At 43.5% G+C, this 17317-nt stretch carries 29 protein-coding genes; all 29 read right to left on the bottom strand.

The genetic code is table 11. From position 1 onward, the window contains the following. Positions 1-45: 45 nt before the first annotated feature. Complete coding sequence (locus BR62_RS0111760; RefSeq protein WP_007410407.1) at positions 46-699, bottom strand: adenylate kinase; 654 nt, start codon at positions 697-699, stop codon at positions 46-48. A gap of 51 nt (positions 700-750) precedes the next feature. After that, a complete protein-coding gene (gene secY, locus BR62_RS0111755) occupies positions 751-2046 on the bottom strand; it encodes a preprotein translocase subunit SecY (protein ID WP_007615246.1) in 1296 nt (431 codons plus the stop codon). Position 2047: 1 nt separating this feature from the next. Next, positions 2048-2488: a 50S ribosomal protein L15 gene (rplO, locus tag BR62_RS0111750; RefSeq protein WP_007410405.1), complete on the bottom strand. Its 441-nt coding sequence runs from the start codon at positions 2486-2488 to the stop codon at positions 2048-2050. 30 nt (positions 2489-2518) lie between these two features. After that, positions 2519-2698, bottom strand: coding sequence for a 50S ribosomal protein L30 (gene rpmD / locus BR62_RS0111745; RefSeq protein ID WP_003156497.1), 180 nt, complete (start codon positions 2696-2698; stop codon positions 2519-2521). Between the two features lie 13 nt (positions 2699-2711). After that, the gene (gene rpsE / locus BR62_RS0111740) at positions 2712-3212 is read right to left on the bottom strand and encodes a 30S ribosomal protein S5 (RefSeq protein ID WP_003156493.1); all 501 of its coding nucleotides are present in this window, start codon (positions 3210-3212) and stop codon (positions 2712-2714) included. Positions 3213-3236: 24 nt separating this feature from the next. Further along, complete coding sequence (rplR, locus tag BR62_RS0111735) at positions 3237-3599, bottom strand: 50S ribosomal protein L18 (RefSeq protein WP_003156492.1); 363 nt, start codon at positions 3597-3599, stop codon at positions 3237-3239. A 34-nt stretch (positions 3600-3633) separates the two neighbouring features. After that, positions 3634-4173 carry a 50S ribosomal protein L6 gene (gene rplF / locus BR62_RS0111730; protein ID WP_003156490.1) on the bottom strand — a complete coding sequence of 180 codons (540 nt, stop codon included), beginning with the start codon at positions 4171-4173 and terminating at the stop codon, positions 3634-3636. A 30-nt stretch (positions 4174-4203) separates the two neighbouring features. Next, entirely contained in the window at positions 4204-4602 is a 399-nt protein-coding gene (gene rpsH / locus BR62_RS0111725; protein WP_003156489.1) for a 30S ribosomal protein S8, read from the bottom strand. Between the two features lie 31 nt (positions 4603-4633). Then, positions 4634-4819 (bottom strand): 30S ribosomal protein S14, encoded by a 186-nt coding sequence (gene rpsN, locus BR62_RS19225; protein ID WP_003156488.1) that lies wholly within the window; start codon positions 4817-4819, stop codon positions 4634-4636. A gap of 22 nt (positions 4820-4841) precedes the next feature. Next, complete coding sequence (rplE, locus tag BR62_RS0111720; RefSeq protein WP_003156487.1) at positions 4842-5381, bottom strand: 50S ribosomal protein L5; 540 nt, start codon at positions 5379-5381, stop codon at positions 4842-4844. Positions 5382-5407: 26 nt separating this feature from the next. Then, a complete protein-coding gene (gene rplX / locus BR62_RS0111715; protein ID WP_003156486.1) occupies positions 5408-5719 on the bottom strand; it encodes a 50S ribosomal protein L24 in 312 nt (103 codons plus the stop codon). Between the two features lie 36 nt (positions 5720-5755). Next, entirely contained in the window at positions 5756-6124 is a 369-nt protein-coding gene (rplN, locus tag BR62_RS0111710) for a 50S ribosomal protein L14 (RefSeq protein WP_007410404.1), read from the bottom strand. A 40-nt stretch (positions 6125-6164) separates the two neighbouring features. Further along, positions 6165-6428 (bottom strand): 30S ribosomal protein S17, encoded by a 264-nt coding sequence (gene rpsQ, locus BR62_RS0111705; protein WP_003156484.1) that lies wholly within the window; start codon positions 6426-6428, stop codon positions 6165-6167. A gap of 22 nt (positions 6429-6450) precedes the next feature. Then, positions 6451-6651 carry a 50S ribosomal protein L29 gene (rpmC, locus tag BR62_RS0111700; RefSeq protein ID WP_003156482.1) on the bottom strand — a complete coding sequence of 67 codons (201 nt, stop codon included), beginning with the start codon at positions 6649-6651 and terminating at the stop codon, positions 6451-6453. Continuing rightward, the gene (rplP, locus tag BR62_RS0111695) at positions 6641-7075 is read right to left on the bottom strand and encodes a 50S ribosomal protein L16 (protein ID WP_003156478.1); all 435 of its coding nucleotides are present in this window, start codon (positions 7073-7075) and stop codon (positions 6641-6643) included. Before rplP ends, rpmC begins: the two co-directional genes overlap by 11 nt. 1 nt (position 7076) lies before the next feature. Beyond that, on the bottom strand, positions 7077-7733 hold the full coding sequence (gene rpsC, locus BR62_RS0111690; protein WP_003156476.1) for a 30S ribosomal protein S3: 657 nt from the start codon (positions 7731-7733) through the stop codon (positions 7077-7079). 3 nt (positions 7734-7736) lie between these two features. Continuing rightward, on the bottom strand, positions 7737-8078 hold the full coding sequence (gene rplV, locus BR62_RS0111685; protein ID WP_003156475.1) for a 50S ribosomal protein L22: 342 nt from the start codon (positions 8076-8078) through the stop codon (positions 7737-7739). Positions 8079-8094: 16 nt separating this feature from the next. Continuing rightward, positions 8095-8373 carry a 30S ribosomal protein S19 gene (gene rpsS, locus BR62_RS0111680; protein WP_003156472.1) on the bottom strand — a complete coding sequence of 93 codons (279 nt, stop codon included), beginning with the start codon at positions 8371-8373 and terminating at the stop codon, positions 8095-8097. 57 nt (positions 8374-8430) lie between these two features. Continuing rightward, the gene (gene rplB, locus BR62_RS0111675) at positions 8431-9264 is read right to left on the bottom strand and encodes a 50S ribosomal protein L2 (protein ID WP_003156470.1); all 834 of its coding nucleotides are present in this window, start codon (positions 9262-9264) and stop codon (positions 8431-8433) included. Positions 9265-9295: 31 nt separating this feature from the next. Further along, the gene (gene rplW, locus BR62_RS0111670) at positions 9296-9583 is read right to left on the bottom strand and encodes a 50S ribosomal protein L23 (protein ID WP_003156467.1); all 288 of its coding nucleotides are present in this window, start codon (positions 9581-9583) and stop codon (positions 9296-9298) included. Continuing rightward, positions 9583-10206 carry a 50S ribosomal protein L4 gene (gene rplD / locus BR62_RS0111665; protein WP_007615239.1) on the bottom strand — a complete coding sequence of 208 codons (624 nt, stop codon included), beginning with the start codon at positions 10204-10206 and terminating at the stop codon, positions 9583-9585. The genes rplW and rplD overlap by 1 nt, the downstream gene beginning before the upstream one ends. Before the next feature lie 27 nt (positions 10207-10233). Then, positions 10234-10863 (bottom strand): 50S ribosomal protein L3, encoded by a 630-nt coding sequence (gene rplC / locus BR62_RS0111660; protein ID WP_007410402.1) that lies wholly within the window; start codon positions 10861-10863, stop codon positions 10234-10236. Between the two features lie 39 nt (positions 10864-10902). After that, complete coding sequence (gene rpsJ / locus BR62_RS0111655; protein ID WP_003156464.1) at positions 10903-11211, bottom strand: 30S ribosomal protein S10; 309 nt, start codon at positions 11209-11211, stop codon at positions 10903-10905. A gap of 248 nt (positions 11212-11459) precedes the next feature. Then, a complete protein-coding gene (locus BR62_RS0111650) occupies positions 11460-12425 on the bottom strand; it encodes an alpha/beta fold hydrolase (protein WP_032870905.1) in 966 nt (321 codons plus the stop codon). Positions 12426-12528: 103 nt separating this feature from the next. Beyond that, entirely contained in the window at positions 12529-13719 is a 1191-nt protein-coding gene (gene tuf, locus BR62_RS0111645) for an elongation factor Tu (RefSeq protein ID WP_007410400.1), read from the bottom strand. A 119-nt stretch (positions 13720-13838) separates the two neighbouring features. Then, positions 13839-15917: an elongation factor G gene (gene fusA, locus BR62_RS0111640; RefSeq protein WP_007410399.1), complete on the bottom strand. Its 2079-nt coding sequence runs from the start codon at positions 15915-15917 to the stop codon at positions 13839-13841. A 52-nt stretch (positions 15918-15969) separates the two neighbouring features. After that, positions 15970-16440, bottom strand: a complete 471-nt coding sequence (rpsG, locus tag BR62_RS0111635; protein WP_003156447.1) for a 30S ribosomal protein S7 — start codon at positions 16438-16440, stop codon at positions 15970-15972. 39 nt (positions 16441-16479) lie between these two features. After that, the gene (rpsL, locus tag BR62_RS0111630) at positions 16480-16896 is read right to left on the bottom strand and encodes a 30S ribosomal protein S12 (protein WP_003156445.1); all 417 of its coding nucleotides are present in this window, start codon (positions 16894-16896) and stop codon (positions 16480-16482) included. Positions 16897-17011: 115 nt separating this feature from the next. Continuing rightward, positions 17012-17260, bottom strand: a complete 249-nt coding sequence (locus BR62_RS0111625; protein WP_003156443.1) for a 50S ribosomal protein L7ae-like protein — start codon at positions 17258-17260, stop codon at positions 17012-17014. Positions 17261-17317 lie beyond the last annotated feature (57 nt).

Genomic DNA, 17317 nt, shown 5'->3' with positions numbered 1-17317 from the left:
CTGCTTCCCGCATGATGCCAAGCTCACGAGGGGTCTTACAGATAATCATTTGCTCAATCCTCCAAGAAGCTCTTTCACATCTTTGTACACGTCGTTAATGTCCTGCTGGCCATTGACGTTGACAAGATACCCTTTCTCAGAATAAAAATCGAGTAAAGGCTGAGTCTGCTTCATGTTGACCTCAAGCCGTTTTGAGACGGTTTCCTCATTATCATCTGCCCGTTGATAAAGGTCTCCTCCGTCTTTATCACAAACACCCGGCGTTTTCGGCGGATTGAAAACCAAATGATAGGTTGTGCCGCAAACACTGCAAATTCTGCGTCCAGTCAAACGTTCCATTAAAGAGTCTTTGTCTACTTTAATGTTAATGACATAATCAATCGGCTTGCCGTATTCCTCAAGAATGTTTTCAAGAGCTTCAGCCTGAGCGACTGTTCGCGGAAATCCGTCCAGAAGAAAACCTCTTTCACAATCATCTTTGCCGAGTCTTTCTTTGACAATGCCGATTGTGACTTCGTCCGGTACGAGCTCGCCTTTATCAATATAAGACTTTGCTTCGAGTCCGAGTGGTGTTTCTTCTTTCATAGCAGCACGGAACATATCTCCCGTTGAGATATGAGGTATCCCATAATCCTCAACAATTCGTTCTCCCTGTGTGCCTTTACCGGCTCCAGGAAGTCCCATTAAGACTAAGTTCATTCGGATTTCCCCCGTCCTCTCTTATTTAGAGGAATGGTTAAAACCAGTCCTCTAATTTTTCATAAATCCTCGGTAATTACGTTTCACTAACTGGCTCTCCAGCTGCTTCATTGTCTCCAAGGCTACCCCGACGACAATTAACAATGATGTTCCGCCAATCTGTGCACTTTGAGGCAATCCAGCGAATTGAATGAAAAAGATAGGAAGAATGGAAATCACGGCTAAGAATATAGAACCCACAAACGTAAGTCGATACAAAATGCTCGTAATTCTATCTTGAGTCATTTTCCCTGGACGAACCCCCGGGATATAGCCACCCTGTTTTTTTAGGTTATCAGCCATTTGTTCAGGGTTTACCTGCACAAAAGCATAGAAGTACGTAAAGGCGATAATTAATGCGACATAAACCGCCATGCCCACCGGATGTGTATTGTCAAAGTTGGCTTGAATCCACTTTGTCACATTGTTTTCTCCGAAAAATGACGCGATAGTACGCGGCGTAATAAGAAACGCAACCGCAAAGATTACCGGAATAACCCCTGCCGGATTCACTTTAAGCGGAAGGTGAGTTGACTGGCCTCCGCCAACAGGTGAACGACCTTGCCCTTTTGCATATTGAATTGCGATTTTGCGTACGGCCTGCTGAATGAAAATAACACCAACAATAACGGCCAAAATCGCAATCACCAGTAAGGCGATTTTCACAATATGAATAAACAGCTGATCGCTGCTGCCGACAAATTGAGTCTCATAAATCTGCCCAACAGTTTTCGGAATACTAGCCACAATCCCCGCGAAGATGATGATCGAAATTCCGTTACCTACTCCATTGGAAGTAATTTGTTCTCCCAGCCACATTAAAAAAGCAGTTCCTCCAGTGAGTACTAAAGCAATAATCAGATATGTCGATATGCCGGATTTTTCAATCAGCATACCGTTTGCCAGGTTGTTAAACCCGTAAGACATACCTAATGCCTGGATAAAACCAAGCACAATCGTAAAATATCTCGTGAACTGAGCTAATTTACGGCGGCCGACTTCACCTTGCTTAGACCACTCGGTAAACTTCGGCACAACATCCATCTGAAGCAGCTGAATGATGATTGAAGCAGTGATGTAAGGCGTAATTCCCATCGCAAATATGGAGAACTGATAAAGCGCACCGCCGCCAAATGTATTAAGGAGATCAAAAACCCCCATCGAACTTTGTGTCTGCAACGCCTGAGCATTTACATATGGCACAGGGATAAACGCACCTATGCGAAAGACGATAAGCATGAGTAATGTAAAAATGATTTTATTCCGAATATCACTCACACGCATAAAGTTGGAGATTGTCTTAAACAAGTTAGATCACCTCAGCTGTACCGCCAGCAGCTTCAACAGCTTCTTTCGCAGAAGCAGAGAATTTATTGGCTTTTACAGTTAATTTTTTCTCTAATTTACCGTTGCCAAGAATCTTTACTCCTGCATTAAGTTTGCTAATAACACCAGTCTCAAGAAGAAGTTCAGGAGTGACTTCCGTTCCTTCCGCAAAACCGTTCAATTTGTCTACGTTCACAATAGCGTAATCCTTACGGTTGATGTTTGTAAAACCGCGTTTAGGAAGACGTTGGAATAAAGGCATTTGTCCCCCCTCGAATCCAGGACGTACACCGCCGCCAGAACGAGCGTTTTGACCTTTGTGACCTTTACCAGCTGTTTTACCGTTACCAGAACCAATACCACGACCTACGCGATTGCGTACTTTACGTGAACCTTCTGAAGGCTTTAATTCATGAAGTTTCATTAGGACACCTCCTTAGCCTATAATTTATTTTTATTGTTCTTTAACAGAAACTAGATGAGACACTTTATTAATCATACCGCGGATCGCAGCGTTATCTTCATGAACGACAGTTTGGTTTGTTTTCTTTAAACCAAGTGTTCTTACAGTAACGCGCTGATCTTCCGGGCGACCGATTACACTGCGTTTGAGGGTAATTTCTAATTTAGCCATTAATGTTCCCTCCTTATCCTAACAGTTCTTCTACAGATTTTCCACGAAGCTTCGCAACCTCTTCGGCACGTTTAAGCTCACTTAAACCTTGAAGTGTTGCACGGATCATGTTGATCGGTGTGTTAGAACCTAAAGACTTAGAAAGGATATCAGCAACGCCAGCAAGCTCAAGTACCGCACGTACAGGGCCTCCAGCGATAACTCCAGTACCTTCAGAAGCAGGTTTCAACAAGATATTGCCTGCACCGAAACGTCCGATGATTTCGTGTGGAATCGTAGTTCCAACCATTGGTACTTCAATCAAATTCTTTTTCGCATCTTCAACAGCTTTGCGGATTGCTTCAGGTACTTCTTGTGCTTTACCAGTACCGAAACCTACGTGACCGTTTTTGTCACCGACAACGACTAGAGCTGCGAAACGGAAACGACGACCACCTTTAACAACTTTCGCTACGCGGTTAACCGTAACTAAGCGTTCTTCTAACTCTAATTTGCTTGGGTCAATACGACGCATAATCATGTGTCCCTCCTTTTTTTATTAAAATTTCAGTCCGGCTTCACGAGCTGCATCGGCCAGAGCTTTTACACGTCCATGGTATAAGTATCCGCCGCGGTCAAATACTACGTCAGAAACACCTTTCTCAGAAGCGCGTTTCGCAACGAGTTCACCGACTTTAGCAGCAGCAGCGCTGTCACCAGTGCTTTCCACGTTCAAATCTTTATCGAGAGTAGAAGCACTAGCAAGTGTAACGCCATTTACATCATCGATGATTTGAGCATAAATGTGTTTGTTTGAACGGAACACATTCAGACGAGGTCTTTCAGCTGTGCCTGAAAGTTTAGCACGAACACGGGCATGTCTTTTTTGACGAGCAGCATTTTTGCTAGTTTTCGTAATCATCCTTAGGTCACTCCTTTCTTCACTTTAAGCGGTCTTACTTAGCAGATTTACCTTCTTTACGGCGAACAACTTCACCTTCGTAGCGGATTCCTTTACCTTTGTAAGGCTCTGGAGAACGTACAGCGCGAATGTTAGCAGCGATAGCTCCTACACGCTCTTTGTCTGTACCTTTTACAACTACTTTAGTTTGAGAAGGAACTTCGATTTCGATGCCCTCTTCAGGAACGATCTCAACAGGATGAGAGTATCCAACGTTTAAAACAAGTTTGTTTCCGGATTTAGCCGCACGATAACCGACACCGACTAATTCCAAACCTCTTTCAAATCCTTTAGATACGCCTTCAACCATGTTTCCAAGCAGACTGCGAGTCGTACCATGCAGCGCACGGTGCTCTTTGTGATCAGAAGGACGAGTAACTGTAAGCACGTTGTCCTCAATTTTGATTTCCATATCAGGATGGAAAGTACGAGTTAATTCTCCTTTTGGTCCTTTTACAGCTACAGTGTTGCCTTCGTTCAGCGTTACTGTAACTCCAGAAGGGATCTCAAGCAGTTTTTTACCTACACGAGACATACTAAAACACCTCCATTCTTGTTAAACTTCTTACCAAACGTATGCTAGAACTTCTCCACCAGCTTGTTTTGCACGGGCTTCTTTGTCCGTTAAAACACCTTGTGATGTAGAAATAATCGCGATTCCAAGACCGTTAAGTACGCGAGGTACTTCATTTGATTTAGCGTATACACGCAAACCTGGTTTGCTGATTCTTTTAAGACCAGTGATAACGCGCTCGTTGTTTTGTCCGTATTTCAAGAAAACGCGGATGATACCTTGTTTGCTGTCTTCTACGAACTCAACGTCACGAATGAAACCTTCACGCTTTAAAATGTCAGCAATTTCTCTTTTCAATTTAGAAGCAGGAATTTCAAGCTTCTCATGACGTACCATGTTTGCATTGCGAATACGAGTCAGCATATCTGCAATTGGATCTGTCATAACCATTATATAATTACCTCCTTCCCATTCTTGGGGATTACCAGCTGGCTTTTTTCACGCCAGGAATTTGTCCTTTATATGCAAGCTCACGGAAACAAATACGGCAAAGTTTAAATTTACGAATGACTGAGTGCGGACGTCCGCAGCGTTCACAGCGAGTGTACTCTTGCACTTTAAACTTTGGTGTACGTTGTTGTTTCGCAATCATTGACTTTTTAGCCACGATTTCGCCTCCCTTTCATTGATTATTTCTGGAACGGCATACCTACTTGAGTTAATAGCTCACGAGCCTCTTCGTCAGAGTTAGCAGTCGTTACGATAACGATGTCCATTCCGCGAACCTTTGTTACTTTATCGTAGTCAATTTCAGGGAAGATTAACTGTTCTTTGATACCAAGAGTGTAGTTTCCGCGACCGTCGAAAGATTTCTTAGAAATCCCGCGGAAGTCACGTACACGCGGTAAAGATACAGAAATAAGTTTATCAAGGAAATCATACATGCGCTCTCCGCGAAGAGTTACTTTCGCACCGATAGGCATTCCCTCACGAAGACGGAATCCAGCAATTGATTTCTTCGCACGAGTAACGACAGGTTTTTGACCTGCGATAAACGTTAATTCTTCAACAGCACTGTCGATTGCTTTTGCGTTTTGAACAGCATCACCGACACCCATGTTGATTACGATTTTTTCGATTTTTGGCACCTGCATAACAGAGTCGTAGTTGAACTTCGTCATTAAAGCAGGTGAAATTTCTTTATTGTACTTTTCTTTAAGGCGGTTCATGAGATAGACCTCCCTTCCTTTAAATACTATTTATCTAAGACTTGCCCAGATTTTTTTGCAACACGAACTTTTTTGCCATCTTCCACTTTGTATCCTACGCGAGTCACTTCACCTGTTTTAGGATCGAGCGGCATAACGTTTGATACATGAATTGGCGCCTCTTGATTAGAAATACCGCCTTGAGGGTTTGCTTGAGTTGGTTTAGAGTGCTTCTTCACCATGTTTACGCCCTCAACTAGAACGCGGTCCTTTTTAGGGAAAGCAGCAAGGATCGTACCTTGTTTGCCTTTATCTTTACCAGAGATAACCATTACTTTATCGCCTTTTTTCACATGCATCCTGATCGCACCTCCTTGAGTAAGGCATTTATTTCATTAGATAACTTCTGGAGCCAGAGAAACAATTTTCATGAAGTTGTTTTCACGTAATTCACGGGCAACCGGTCCGAAGATACGAGTTCCACGCGGGCTCTTGTCGTCACGGATGATAACACATGCATTCTCATCGAAGCTGATGTATGATCCGTCAGTTCTGCGTGCTCCGCTTTTTGTGCGAACGATAACAGCTCTTACGACTTCACCTTTTTTGACAACGCCTCCTGGTGTTGCTTGTTTAACCGTGCAAACAATTACATCACCAATGTTAGCCGTTTTACGTCCAGAACCGCCAAGAACTTTAATAGTAAGTACCTCACGCGCACCGGAGTTGTCAGCAACTTTTAAACGAGTCTCTTGTTGAATCATTATTTGTTACCTCCCTTCGGAAAAAGAATTCCGAACTTTATTAGATAATAACAGCTTCTTCGACAACTTCTACTAGACGAAAACGCTTAGTTGCAGATAATGGACGAGTTTCCATGATCTTTACGATGTCTCCGATTTTAGCTTGGTTATTTTCATCATGTGCTTTGAATTTCTTTGAGTATTTTACGCGTTTACCGTAAATAGGATCCTTTTTGTATGTTTCAACAACAACAGTGATGGTTTTATCCATTTTGTCAGAAACAACACGGCCTTGGTAAACTTTGCGTTGGTTACGTTCGCTCATGCTCACGACCTCCCCTCAGTGATTATTTGTTGGCAGCAATTTCTCTTTCACGAATCACAGTTTTCATGCGCGCGATAGCTTTGCGCACTTCACGAATGCGAGCAGTATTTTCAAGTTGTCCTGTCGCTAATTGAAAGCGAAGATTGAAAAGTTCTTCTTTAAGAGACTTTACTTTTTGTTCAATTTCAGCAGTGGTAAGGTCACGAATTTCATTAGCTTTCATTTGATTCACCACCAATTTCTTCACGTTTTACGAACTTCGTTTTAATTGGCAATTTGTGAGATGCAAGACGAAGAGCTTCACGAGCTACCTCTTCAGACACACCAGAAATTTCAAATAAAACTTTGCCCGGTTTTACAACAGCTACCCAGCCTTCAGGAGCCCCTTTACCGGAACCCATCCGTACCTCAAGCGGTTTAGCAGTGTAAGGTTTTGAAGGGAAAATTTTAATCCAAACTTTACCGCCACGTTTCATGTAACGAGTCATCGCAATACGTGCAGCTTCGATTTGGCGGTTTGTGATCCAAGAAGCTTCAAGAGCCTGGATACCGTACTCACCAAAATGTACTTCAGTACCGCCTTTAGCGCGACCGCGCATTTTTCCGCGATGCTCTCTGCGATATTTAACGCGTTTTGGTAATAACATATTATTTTCCTCCTTCCTCAGTTTTCTTCTTAGTAGGAAGAACCTCTCCACGATAGATCCAGACTTTTACACCAAGCTTACCGTAAGTTGTGTCAGCTTCAGATGTTGCATAGTCGATGTCAGCACGTAAAGTGTGCAATGGAACAGTTCCTTCACTGTAGTATTCAGAACGAGCAATGTCAGCTCCGCCAAGACGGCCGGAAACCATTGTTTTCACACCTTGTGCTCCAGCACGCATAGTGCGTTGGATTTGTTGTTTCTGCGCACGGCGGAAAGAAATACGGTTTTCTAGTTGACGAGCGATGTTGTCAGCTACAAGCTGAGCATCAAGATCTGCTCTTTTGATTTCAAGAATGTTAATGTGTACACGCTTGCCAGTAAGGCTGTTAAGGGCTTTACGAAGTGCTTCAACTTCAGATCCGCCTTTACCGATTACCATACCAGGCTTAGCAGTGTGGATCGTAATGTTAACGCGGTTTGCTGCGCGCTCGATTTCTACTTTAGAAACAGAAGCGTCAGAAAGGCGTTTGCTAATGAATTCACGAATTTTTAAATCTTCGTGCAGGAAGTCAGCGTAATCTTTACCAGCGTACCACTTAGATTCCCAATCACGAATGACTCCGATACGAAGACCGACTGGATTTACCTTTTGACCCACTACTTATCCCTCCTTCTTTTCTGATACAACGATTGTAATGTGGCTCGTACGTTTGTTGATTTGGCTCGCACGTCCCATAGCACGCGGGCGGAATCTTTTTAACGTTGGGCCTTCGTCAACAAATGCCTGAGAAATAACCAGATTGTTAGCGTCCATCTCGTAGTTGTGCTCAGCATTTGCGATAGCAGATTTTAAAACTTTTTCGATGATCGGAGAAGCAGCTCTCGGAGTTAAGTTCAGGATAGATACTGCTTCGCCTACTTGCTTACCTCGAATCAGGTCCATTACTAGACGTGCTTTACGAGGAGCAATACGGACTGTTCTTGCAACAGCTTTAGCTTGCATTTAAAAGCCTCCTCTCTTAGCGTCTTGTTTTTTTATCGTCACTGGCGTGGCCTTTGTAAGTACGAGTCGGTGCGAATTCGCCCAACTTGTGGCCTACCATGTCTTCAGAAATGAATACAGGCACGTGTTTACGTCCGTCATATACTGCGATAGTGTGACCGATAAATTGTGGGAAAATAGTTGAACGGCGAGACCAAGTTTTTACAACTTGTTTCTTGTCCGTTTCATTTAATTTCTCGATTTTTGTCATCAAGTGTCCATCGACAAATGGTCCTTTTTTCAAGCTGCGAGCCATTTTGGAACCTCCCTTCGTGATTGCACTACGGTCCGAAATGAACCGTAGACAACCCCGTTATTTATTTTTACGACGACGTACGATAAATTTATCAGATTTGTTCTTTTTCTTACGTGTCTTGAATCCAAGAGTCGGTTTGCCCCAAGGAGACATTGGTGATTTACGTCCGATTGGCGCGCGACCTTCACCACCACCGTGCGGGTGATCGTTAGGGTTCATTACAGAACCGCGGACTGTAGGGCGGATGCCTTTCCAGCGAGAGCGTCCTGCTTTACCAACGTTGATAAGTTCGTGCTGCTCGTTACCTACTTGACCGATAGAAGCGCGGCAAGCAGAAAGGATCATGCGAACTTCACCAGAGTTAAGACGTACAAGAACGTATTTGCCTTCTTTACCAAGAACCTGAGCAGATGTACCAGCTGAACGTACAAGCTGTCCGCCTTTACCAGGTTTTAATTCAATGTTATGCACAACTGTACCAACAGGGATGTTGATAAGCGGAAGTGCGTTACCTACTTTGATGTCAGCTTCAGGGCCGGACATGATTTCAGTACCTACTTGAATTCCTTTTGGTGCAAGAATGTAACGTTTTTCTCCGTCTACATAGTTGATTAGTGCAATGTTAGCTGAACGGTTTGGATCGTACTCAACTGTAGCAACGCGTCCAGGTATACCATCTTTATCGCGTTTGAAGTCGATAACACGGTATTGGCGTTTGTGTCCGCCACCTTGGTGACGTACAGTCAATTTACCTTGGTTGTTACGTCCGCCTTTTTTGTGAAGGGGCGCAAGCAAGGATTTTTCCGGCTGGTCAGTCGTGATTTCAGCAAAATCTGAAGTTGTCATGCCACGACGTCCGTTAGAGGTCGGTTTATACTTTTTAATCGCCATTTTGAATTTCCCTCCTTCTTTTTACAGATAATTAAGCTTCAAAAATTTCGATTTCTTTGCTGTCTGCAGTAAGTTTTACGATCGCTTTTCTGCGACGGCTAGTCATACCAGTGTAGCGGCCGACACGTTTTGATTTCCCTTTGTAGTTCATGATGTTGACTTTGTCAACTTTCACTCCAAAGATACTTTCAACTGCATCTTTCACTTCTGTTTTATTAGCTCTTACATCAACTTCAAAAGTATATTTTTTTTCAGTCATTAAATCAGCAGAACGTTCAGTAATGACGGGGCGCTTAAGAACATCACGAGGATCTTTCATTATGCAAGCACCTCCTCTACTTTTTCAACCGCAGCTTTTGTAATCAGAAGCTTCTCGTGGTTGACAACGTCTAACACGTTGATTCCGTTAGCTTGAACAACTGTAACTCCAGGGATGTTGCGTGCAGAAAGAGATACTGCTTCGTTTGCATCCGCAGTTACGATTAAAGCTTTTTTCTCAACAGATAATCCTTTAAGGATAGCTGCCATTTCTTTTGTTTTAACCGTATCAAGAGTAAGATCTTCAAGAACAATAATGTTGTTGTCGTTCACTTTAGAAGACAATACTGATTTGATTGCCAAGCGGCGAACTTTTTTAGGTAATTTGTAAGAATAGCTGCGTGGTGTTGGGCCGAATACGACACCACCTCCGCGCCATTGCGGTGAACGGATTGAACCTTGACGGGCACGACCTGTACCTTTTTGACGCCATGGTTTGCGACCTCCGCCGCGTACTTCAGAACGATTTTTTACTTTGTGAGATCCTTGACGTAAGGAAGCTCTTTGCATAAGAATAGCGTCGAATACTACGCTCTCATTTGGCTCAATTCCAAATACAGACGCGTTTAATTCGATATCACCAGCAGTAGAACCGTTTTGGTTGTATAATGCTACTTTTGGCATGATCAATTTCCTCCTTTCCTAAGAGACTTATTTAGATTTAACAGCACTTTTAACAGTGATTAAAGTTTTTCTCGCACCAGGTACGTTACCTTTAATCAAAAGAAGATTGCGCTCAGCATCTACTTTTACGATTTCAAGGTTTTGGACAGTGATTTGATCTCCGCCCATGCGTCCAGGTAATAGTTTACCTTTGAATACACGGTTAGGATCTACAGGTCCCATTGAACCAGGACGACGGTGGTAGCGTGAACCGTGAGACATAGGTCCGCGAGATTGTCCGTGGCGCTTGATTGCACCTTGGAAACCTTTACCTTTAGATACTCCTGTTACATCTACGATTTCTCCTGCAGAGAAAATTTCAACCTTGACTTCCTGACCAATTTCATACGCATCCATATCCACGCCGCGTAATTCTTTAACGAAGCGCTTAGGAGCAGTTTCCGCTTTTGCAACGTGTCCTTTTTCCGGTTTGTTTGAAAGCTTTTCACGCTTATCGTCAAAACCAAGCTGGATCGCTTCATAGCCATCGTTTTCAGCTGTTTTCTTTTGAAGAACAACGTTTGGAGCTGCTTCAATAACAGTTACCGGGATAAGATCACCGTTCTCTGCGAATACTTGCGTCATACCAATTTTTCTTCCTAAGATTCCTTTGGTCATTCGTCACACCTCCTATTAAGATCATTCTATATTTTAGAATTAAAGTTTGATTTCGATATCGACACCAGATGGTAAGTCTAATCGCATGAGAGCATCAACAGTTTGTGGTGTTGGGTTCACAATGTCGATTAAACGTTTATGTGTACGCATTTCAAATTGCTCACGAGAATCTTTGTATTTGTGCACCGCACGAAGGATTGTGTAAACTGATTTTTCAGTTGGCAACGGAATCGGACCAGATACGCTGGCACCAGAACGTTTTGCCGTTTCAACAATCTTCTCTGCAGATTGATCAAGGATTCTATGATCATATGCTTTTAAACGAATACGAATTTTTTGTTTTGCCATTATTTTCCCTCCTTTTCGCCTACATCACGTTAGACAGTTCTCCGTGAGAAAAACCTGATCACCTTGCCATGGCAAAGCGGCCGGGTGTGTCAGCAACCTCTCACTTCATCGCAGTCAAAGACCAACATACACTATTATACAGAAAATAGACGCATGTTGCAAGGTTTATTTAAAGAACCTTGTGGTTTTCACACTTTGATTATTATACAGGTGATACCATGATTAATCAAGGATATGCCTGTTTTCTTTCAGAGATGGAACGATGCGAACCGGCTGACAACTTCGGCAAAGCGATCCGGTTCCTCCAAGTGAGGCGAATGGGCTGAGTTCTCAAACCAATGCCATTCTTTATACGGCGCATCAACCTTCTGATAATATTCATAAGACGTCGTCCCCGGGACCGTCAAATCGTATCTCCCTGACATAAAACAGCACGGTATTATAATAGAAGAAACTGATTCTCCGGCATCAAAGAAAATGAGATCCTCCCACAGGTGTTTCAGGCTGAACATTTGCCCCCGCGCGGCTAAGAAGCTCCCCCTCACACCGTACGGTTCACCAAACAGCATTCGCCCCCCTGCTTTAAGAGCACCGATCGGATGATGGGTAAAGCCCCCTCCCCTCATCTCGATACAAAGCAAAAATAACGATCGCTGCAGCTGTTTCTCCCATGGAGGCGCTCCGATAAAGCGCAGCGTCTTTTCCAGCAGGAAATGTTTGCGTTGCCTGCTCCATTCCATCATCAGCCGGTAAGCTTCCATTTCTTCCTTTTGAATATTAACCACCTGACTGATACCGATATACCCATAATACAAATCAGGTCTCTCTTGAAGAACATGAAGCGCCAGAACTGAACCCCACGAATAGCCGGCGATATATATTTTTTGCCTGCTGAATTGCTTGCATAAGTGTTCGGTCAAATGAATGGTATCGGCTGTCAGCTGATTTAAAGTCATAGATGAACCCGGAATTTCCTTTGAATAAGAGAGACCCGCCCCTCTCTGATCCCAGTTCACAACGGTGAAATGCTTTTCCAGCTTATTCTGGTATTTTCTCGCATAGCCGATTTGAGGCGTGCCGGGACCGCCGTGCAAAAATAAAAGCAGCGGATTACTCCTGTCATCACCATTAATCATAATGGTTTGTTCACTGCCATTAATCAGCAATTGCTGAAGCATTGAAATACGATTGGTTTTCTTGAAGTTATCGTTCATCGGTCTGCTCCTAAAATTTGTATACGTTCTATTATACATGGAATCAGCGGGGAAACAAAAAAACGAGGCCCCATAAGGGACCCCGCATTAATGAACGAGTCGATTACTCAGTGATTGTAGAAACAACGCCTGAACCAACTGTACGTCCGCCTTCACGAATAGAGAAACGAGTTCCTTCTTCGATAGCGATTGTAGAGATAAGTTCAACGATCATTTCAGTGTTATCTCCAGGCATAACCATTTCTACGCCTTCTGGAAGATTGATGATACCAGTTACGTCAGTTGTACGGAAGTAGAACTGAGGACGGTAGTTAGAGAAGAATGGAGTATGACGTCCACCCTCTTCTTTAGAAAGAACGTAAACTTCAGCTTTGAATTTGCTGTGTGGAGTGATTGTACCTGGTTTAGCAAGTACTTGTCCACGTTGGATATCTTCACGAGCTACACCGCGAAGAAGTGCACCGATGTTGTCTCCAGCTTCAGCGTAGTCAAGAAGCTTACGGAACATTTCAACACCTGTAACAGTTGTTTTGCTGTTTTCTTCTTGAAGACCGATGATTTCAACTTCGTCACCGACTTTAACTTGTCCGCGTTCTACACGGCCAGTAGCAACTGTACCACGACCAGTGATTGAGAATACGTCCTCAACTGGCATCATGAATGGTTTGTCAGTGTCGCGTTCTGGAGTTGGGATGTACTCATCAACTGCAGCCATAAGTTCAAGAATTTTTTCTTCGTACTCAGCGTCACCTTCAAGAGCTTTAAGAGCAGAACCTTTAACAACTGGTACATCATCACCAGGGAAGTCGTATTCGCTAAGAAGATCGCGAACTTCCATTTCAACAAGCTCAAGAAGCTCTTCGTCGTCTACCATGTCGCATTTGTTAAGGAATACTACGATGTATGGTACACCAACGTTTTTAGAAAGAAGGATGTGCTCACGAGTTTGTGGCATTGGGCCATCAGCAGCAGATACTACAAGGATAGCTCCGTCCATTTGCGCAGCACCAGTGATCATGTTTTTAACATAGTCAGCGTGTCCTGGGCAGTCAACGTGTGCATAGTGACGAGTGTCAGTTTCGTACTCAACGTGTGCAGTAGAGATTGTGATACCGCGCTCACGTTCTTCTGGAGCACCATCAATTTGATCGTACGCCATAGCTGTACCTTTACCAGATTTCTTATGAAGTACTGTTGAGATAGCAGCAGTTAATGTTGTTTTACCATGGTCAACGTGTCCAATTGTACCGATATTGGCATGTGATTTGGAACGGTCGAATTTTTCTTTAGCCATTCTAAAATCCTCCTTAAGAGCTTTTAATTAGTAATGTATAGAGTGATAGAAAGTGAAAGCAAGCTTTCACTTCCTCATCTTACAATAGTAGTTATACTTGAGTTAAGTGGTAAAATCAATTATTCGCCTTTATTTTTTTTGATAATTTCTTCAGCGATGCTCTTCGGCACTTCTTCGTAGTGATCCATGAACATTGTGAACGTACCGCGTCCTTGCGTGTTAGAACGAAGGGCAGTAGCGTAACCGAACATTTCAGCAAGAGGTACCATCGCACGCACAACTTGAGCGTTACCGCGAGCTTCCATACCTTCTACGCGTCCGCGACGAGAAGTAACATCACCCATGATGTCTCCCATGTATTCTTCAGGAATAACAACTTCAACTTTCATGATTGGTTCAAGAAGAACTGGGTTACATTTGCTGACTGCATTTTTCAATGCCATAGAAGCAGCGACTTTAAACGCCATTTCGTTTGAGTCAACATCATGGTAAGATCCATCAAAAAGTTTCGCCTTGATGTCGATTAGCGGGAATCCGGCTAGGACACCATTTTCAAGAGAGTCTTCAAGACCTGCTTGTACGGCTGGGATGTATTCACGAGGAACAACACCACCGACGATTGCGTTTTCGAATTCAAAGCCAGCGCCTTCTTCGTTCGGTTCAAATTCGATCCAAACGTGACCGAACTGACCGCGTCCGCCTGATTGACGTACGAATTTACCTTCAACTTTTGCACCGGTACGGAATGTCTCACGGTACGCAACTTGAGGAGCACCAACGTTAGCTTCAACTTTGAACTCACGCTTCATACGATCAACAATGATATCAAGGTGAAGCTCACCCATACCAGAGATGATTGTTTGACCCGTTTCAGGGTTTGTTTGTGTACGGAATGTAGGATCTTCTTCAGCAAGTTTCGCTAAAGCGATACCCATTTTATCTTGGTCAGCTTTTGATTTAGGCTCAATCGCTACGTCGATAACAGGCTCTGGGAATTCCATTGATTCAAGGATTACAAGATCCTTCTCATCACATAGAGTATCTCCAGTAGAAGTATCTTTTAGACCTACAGCAGCTGCGATGTCTCCAGCGTAAACAGTAGAGATCTCTTCACGGCTGTTAGCGTGCATTTGAAGGATACGTCCTACGCGCTCACGCTTGCCTTTTGTAGAGTTCTTTACATATGAACCGGAATCAAGTGTACCGGAATATACGCGGAAGAATGTCAGCTTACCGACATAAGGGTCAGTCATAACTTTAAATGCAAGTGCAGAGAACGGCTCTTCATCAGAAGAATGACGAACGATCTCTTCATCTGTGTCAGGACGTACACCTTTGATTGCAGCAACATCAGTTGGCGCAGGAAGGTAGTCAAGAACAGCATCAAGTACAAGCTGAACACCTTTGTTTTTGAAAGCAGAACCAACAAGTACAGGGTAGAATTCAACATTCAGTGTACCTTTACGGATAGCAGCTTTCAGTTCAGGGATAGTGATTTCTTCACCTTCAAGGTACTTTTCCATAAGCTCTTCATCAAGCTCAGCTACAGCTTCAATCAGGCTGCTGCGAAGCTCTTCAGCTTGCTCTTTGTACTCTTCAGGGATTTCTTTCGCATCTGAACGAGTTCCAAGGTCATCTTCGTAGAAATACGCAACGTTTTCTACTAAGTCAATGATACCTTCGAAGTTGTCTTCAGCGCCGATCGGCAATTGAATTGCGTGAGCGTTAGCTTGAAGACGGTCTCTTAAAGTGCCTACAGAGTAAAGGAAGTCTGCGCCGATTTTGTCCATTTTGTTGACAAATACAACGCGCGGTACTCCGTAAGTTGTTGCTTGGCGCCATACTGTTTCTGTCTGAGGCTCAACACCTGATTGAGCATCAAGTACGGCAACCGCACCATCAAGTACACGGAGTGAACGTTCAACTTCAACTGTGAAGTCTACGTGTCCCGGTGTATCGATGATGTTTACACGGTAACCTTTCCACTGTGCAGTCGTTGCTGCAGAAGTGATTGTGATACCGCGTTCTTGTTCCTGCTCCATCCAGTCCATTTGCGAAGCACCTTCGTGAGTTTCGCCAATTTTGTGGATACGGCCTGTGTAGAACAAGATCCGTTCTGTAGTAGTCGTTTTACCGGCATCGATGTGAGCCATGATCCCGATATTACGAGTTTTTTCTAAGGAGAACTCTCTTGCCATTGGGTAATTTCTCCTTCCTTATTAGGGAATTATTATTTTGATTATATGAATCCTACCAGCGGTAGTGAGCAAATGCTTTGTTCGCTTCTGCCATCTTGTGAGTGTCTTCACGTTTCTTAACGGCAGCACCAGTGTTGTTAGCTGCATCAAGAATTTCGTTAGCCAGGCGCTCTTCCATTGTTTTTTCTCCGCGAAGACGCGCATAGTTAACCAACCAGCGAAGACCAAGAGTTGTACGGCGTTCAGGACGAACTTCTACAGGCACTTGGTAGTTAGCTCCACCTACACGGCGTGCTTTTACTTCAAGTACAGGCATGATGTTTTTCAATGCTTGTTCGAAAACCTCCATTGCATCATTGCCAGTGCGTTCTTTAATGATATCGAATGACTTGTATAGGATTGTTTGAGATTTACCTTTTTTACCGTCGATCATCATTTTGTTGATCAGGCGGGATACCAGCTTAGAGTTGTAAAGCGGATCAGGTAAAACATCTCTTTTTGCTACAGGACCTTTACGTGGCATCTGAATATCCTCCCTTCATAGTTTTAATGATTTATTTGATTACTTTGCTTTAGGACGTTTCGTACCGTATTTAGAACGGCCTTGTGCACGGTTTTCAACTCCGGCAGTATCAAGCGCGCCACGAACGATGTGGTAGCGTACCCCCGGTAAGTCTTTTACACGTCCGCCGCGGATCAGTACAACGCTGTGCTCTTGCAGGTTGTGACCGATACCAGGAATGTAGGCAGTAACCTCGATTCCGTTAGTCAAACGAACACGAGCATATTTACGAAGTGCTGAGTTCGGTTTTTTCGGTGTCATTGTACCCACACGAGTACATACCCCGCGTTTTTGTGGAGAAGATACGTTAGTGTGCTCTTTTTTAAAGCTGTTGTATCCTTTGTTTAGTGCAGGTGACTTAGAGTTTTCAACTTTGCTCACGCGTCCCTTGCGAATTAGCTGATTAATTGTAGGCATGTTGTGTTCCTCCCTTCATTACGTTTTATAACCCACATACCCAGGTGGTTCATCATTAGGCAAAAAACAATGTCTTTACACAAGATTGATATCTTATATAAAAACAAAAAGTACGCTATAACATAATGGCAACAGCTGCTGCTCCCACTTCAATTCCGCAGGCTTTGCCGAGCTTTTTCATGGAATCCACCATACAGACAGCGGTATTTTGGTTCTTTGCAAGCTGGATAACGCCAGCTGTAAGAACTGAATCCGCGTCTTTTGCCACGACGACTTCCTTCACTGAACCTCGTTTTAGAGCTTTCACTGTTTGCTTCGTACCAATAATAATTGATTTGGCCTGTGATACTTTATCATAAGACATAAACATATCCTCCAAAGTAACAGGTTTTATTTCGAGCACCTTGGTTATATTATCACT

It is taken from the genome of Bacillus sp. UNC69MF, assembly GCF_000746035.1.
Taxonomy (GTDB): domain Bacteria; phylum Bacillota; class Bacilli; order Bacillales; family Bacillaceae; genus Bacillus; species Bacillus velezensis.
The sequence above is the reverse complement of the archived record's forward strand: the minus strand, read 5'-3'. Positions and strand labels throughout refer to the sequence as shown.

Excerpts from the sequence above, each read along its gene's own strand:
- BR62_RS0111760 (WP_007410407.1), bottom strand. The coding sequence starts at position 699 with ATGAACTTAGTCTTAATGGGACTTCCTGGAGCCGGTAAAGGCACACAG.
- rplO (WP_007410405.1), bottom strand. The coding sequence starts at position 2,488 with ATGAAACTTCATGAATTAAAGCCTTCAGAAGGTTCACGTAAAGTACGC.
- rpmD (WP_003156497.1), bottom strand. The coding sequence starts at position 2,698 with ATGGCTAAATTAGAAATTACCCTCAAACGCAGTGTAATCGGTCGCCCG.
- rpsE (WP_003156493.1), bottom strand. The coding sequence starts at position 3,212 with ATGCGTCGTATTGACCCAAGCAAATTAGAGTTAGAAGAACGCTTAGTT.
- rplR (WP_003156492.1), bottom strand. The coding sequence starts at position 3,599 with ATGATTACGAAAACTAGCAAAAATGCTGCTCGTCAAAAAAGACATGCC.
- rplF (WP_003156490.1), bottom strand. The coding sequence starts at position 4,173 with ATGTCTCGTGTAGGTAAAAAACTGCTTGAGATCCCTTCTGGAGTTACA.
- rpsH (WP_003156489.1), bottom strand. The coding sequence starts at position 4,602 with ATGGTTATGACAGATCCAATTGCAGATATGCTGACTCGTATTCGCAAT.
- rplE (WP_003156487.1), bottom strand. The coding sequence starts at position 5,381 with ATGAACCGCCTTAAAGAAAAGTACAATAAAGAAATTTCACCTGCTTTA.
- rplX (WP_003156486.1), bottom strand. The coding sequence starts at position 5,719 with ATGCATGTGAAAAAAGGCGATAAAGTAATGGTTATCTCTGGTAAAGAT.
- rplN (WP_007410404.1), bottom strand. The coding sequence starts at position 6,124 with ATGATTCAACAAGAGACTCGTTTAAAAGTTGCTGACAACTCCGGTGCG.
- rpsQ (WP_003156484.1), bottom strand. The coding sequence starts at position 6,428 with ATGAGCGAACGTAACCAACGCAAAGTTTACCAAGGCCGTGTTGTTTCT.
- rpmC (WP_003156482.1), bottom strand. The coding sequence starts at position 6,651 with ATGAAAGCTAATGAAATTCGTGACCTTACCACTGCTGAAATTGAACAA.
- rplP (WP_003156478.1), bottom strand. The coding sequence starts at position 7,075 with ATGTTATTACCAAAACGCGTTAAATATCGCAGAGAGCATCGCGGAAAA.
- rplV (WP_003156475.1), bottom strand. The coding sequence starts at position 8,078 with ATGCAAGCTAAAGCTGTTGCAAGAACAGTCCGTATTGCTCCTCGTAAA.
- rpsS (WP_003156472.1), bottom strand. The coding sequence starts at position 8,373 with ATGGCTCGCAGCTTGAAAAAAGGACCATTTGTCGATGGACACTTGATG.
- rplB (WP_003156470.1), bottom strand. The coding sequence starts at position 9,264 with ATGGCGATTAAAAAGTATAAACCGACCTCTAACGGACGTCGTGGCATG.
- rplW (WP_003156467.1), bottom strand. The coding sequence starts at position 9,583 with ATGAAAGATCCTCGTGATGTTCTTAAGCGCCCCGTCATTACTGAACGT.
- rplD (WP_007615239.1), bottom strand. The coding sequence starts at position 10,206 with ATGCCAAAAGTAGCATTATACAACCAAAACGGTTCTACTGCTGGTGAT.
- rplC (WP_007410402.1), bottom strand. The coding sequence starts at position 10,863 with ATGACCAAAGGAATCTTAGGAAGAAAAATTGGTATGACGCAAGTATTC.
- rpsJ (WP_003156464.1), bottom strand. The coding sequence starts at position 11,211 with ATGGCAAAACAAAAAATTCGTATTCGTTTAAAAGCATATGATCATAGA.
- BR62_RS0111650 (WP_032870905.1), bottom strand. The coding sequence starts at position 12,425 with ATGAACGATAACTTCAAGAAAACCAATCGTATTTCAATGCTTCAGCAA.
- tuf (WP_007410400.1), bottom strand. The coding sequence starts at position 13,719 with ATGGCTAAAGAAAAATTCGACCGTTCCAAATCACATGCCAATATCGGT.
- fusA (WP_007410399.1), bottom strand. The coding sequence starts at position 15,917 with ATGGCAAGAGAGTTCTCCTTAGAAAAAACTCGTAATATCGGGATCATG.
- rpsG (WP_003156447.1), bottom strand. The coding sequence starts at position 16,440 with ATGCCACGTAAAGGTCCTGTAGCAAAAAGAGATGTTTTACCTGATCCG.
- rpsL (WP_003156445.1), bottom strand. The coding sequence starts at position 16,896 with ATGCCTACAATTAATCAGCTAATTCGCAAGGGACGCGTGAGCAAAGTT.
- BR62_RS0111625 (WP_003156443.1), bottom strand. The coding sequence starts at position 17,260 with ATGTCTTATGATAAAGTATCACAGGCCAAATCAATTATTATTGGTACG.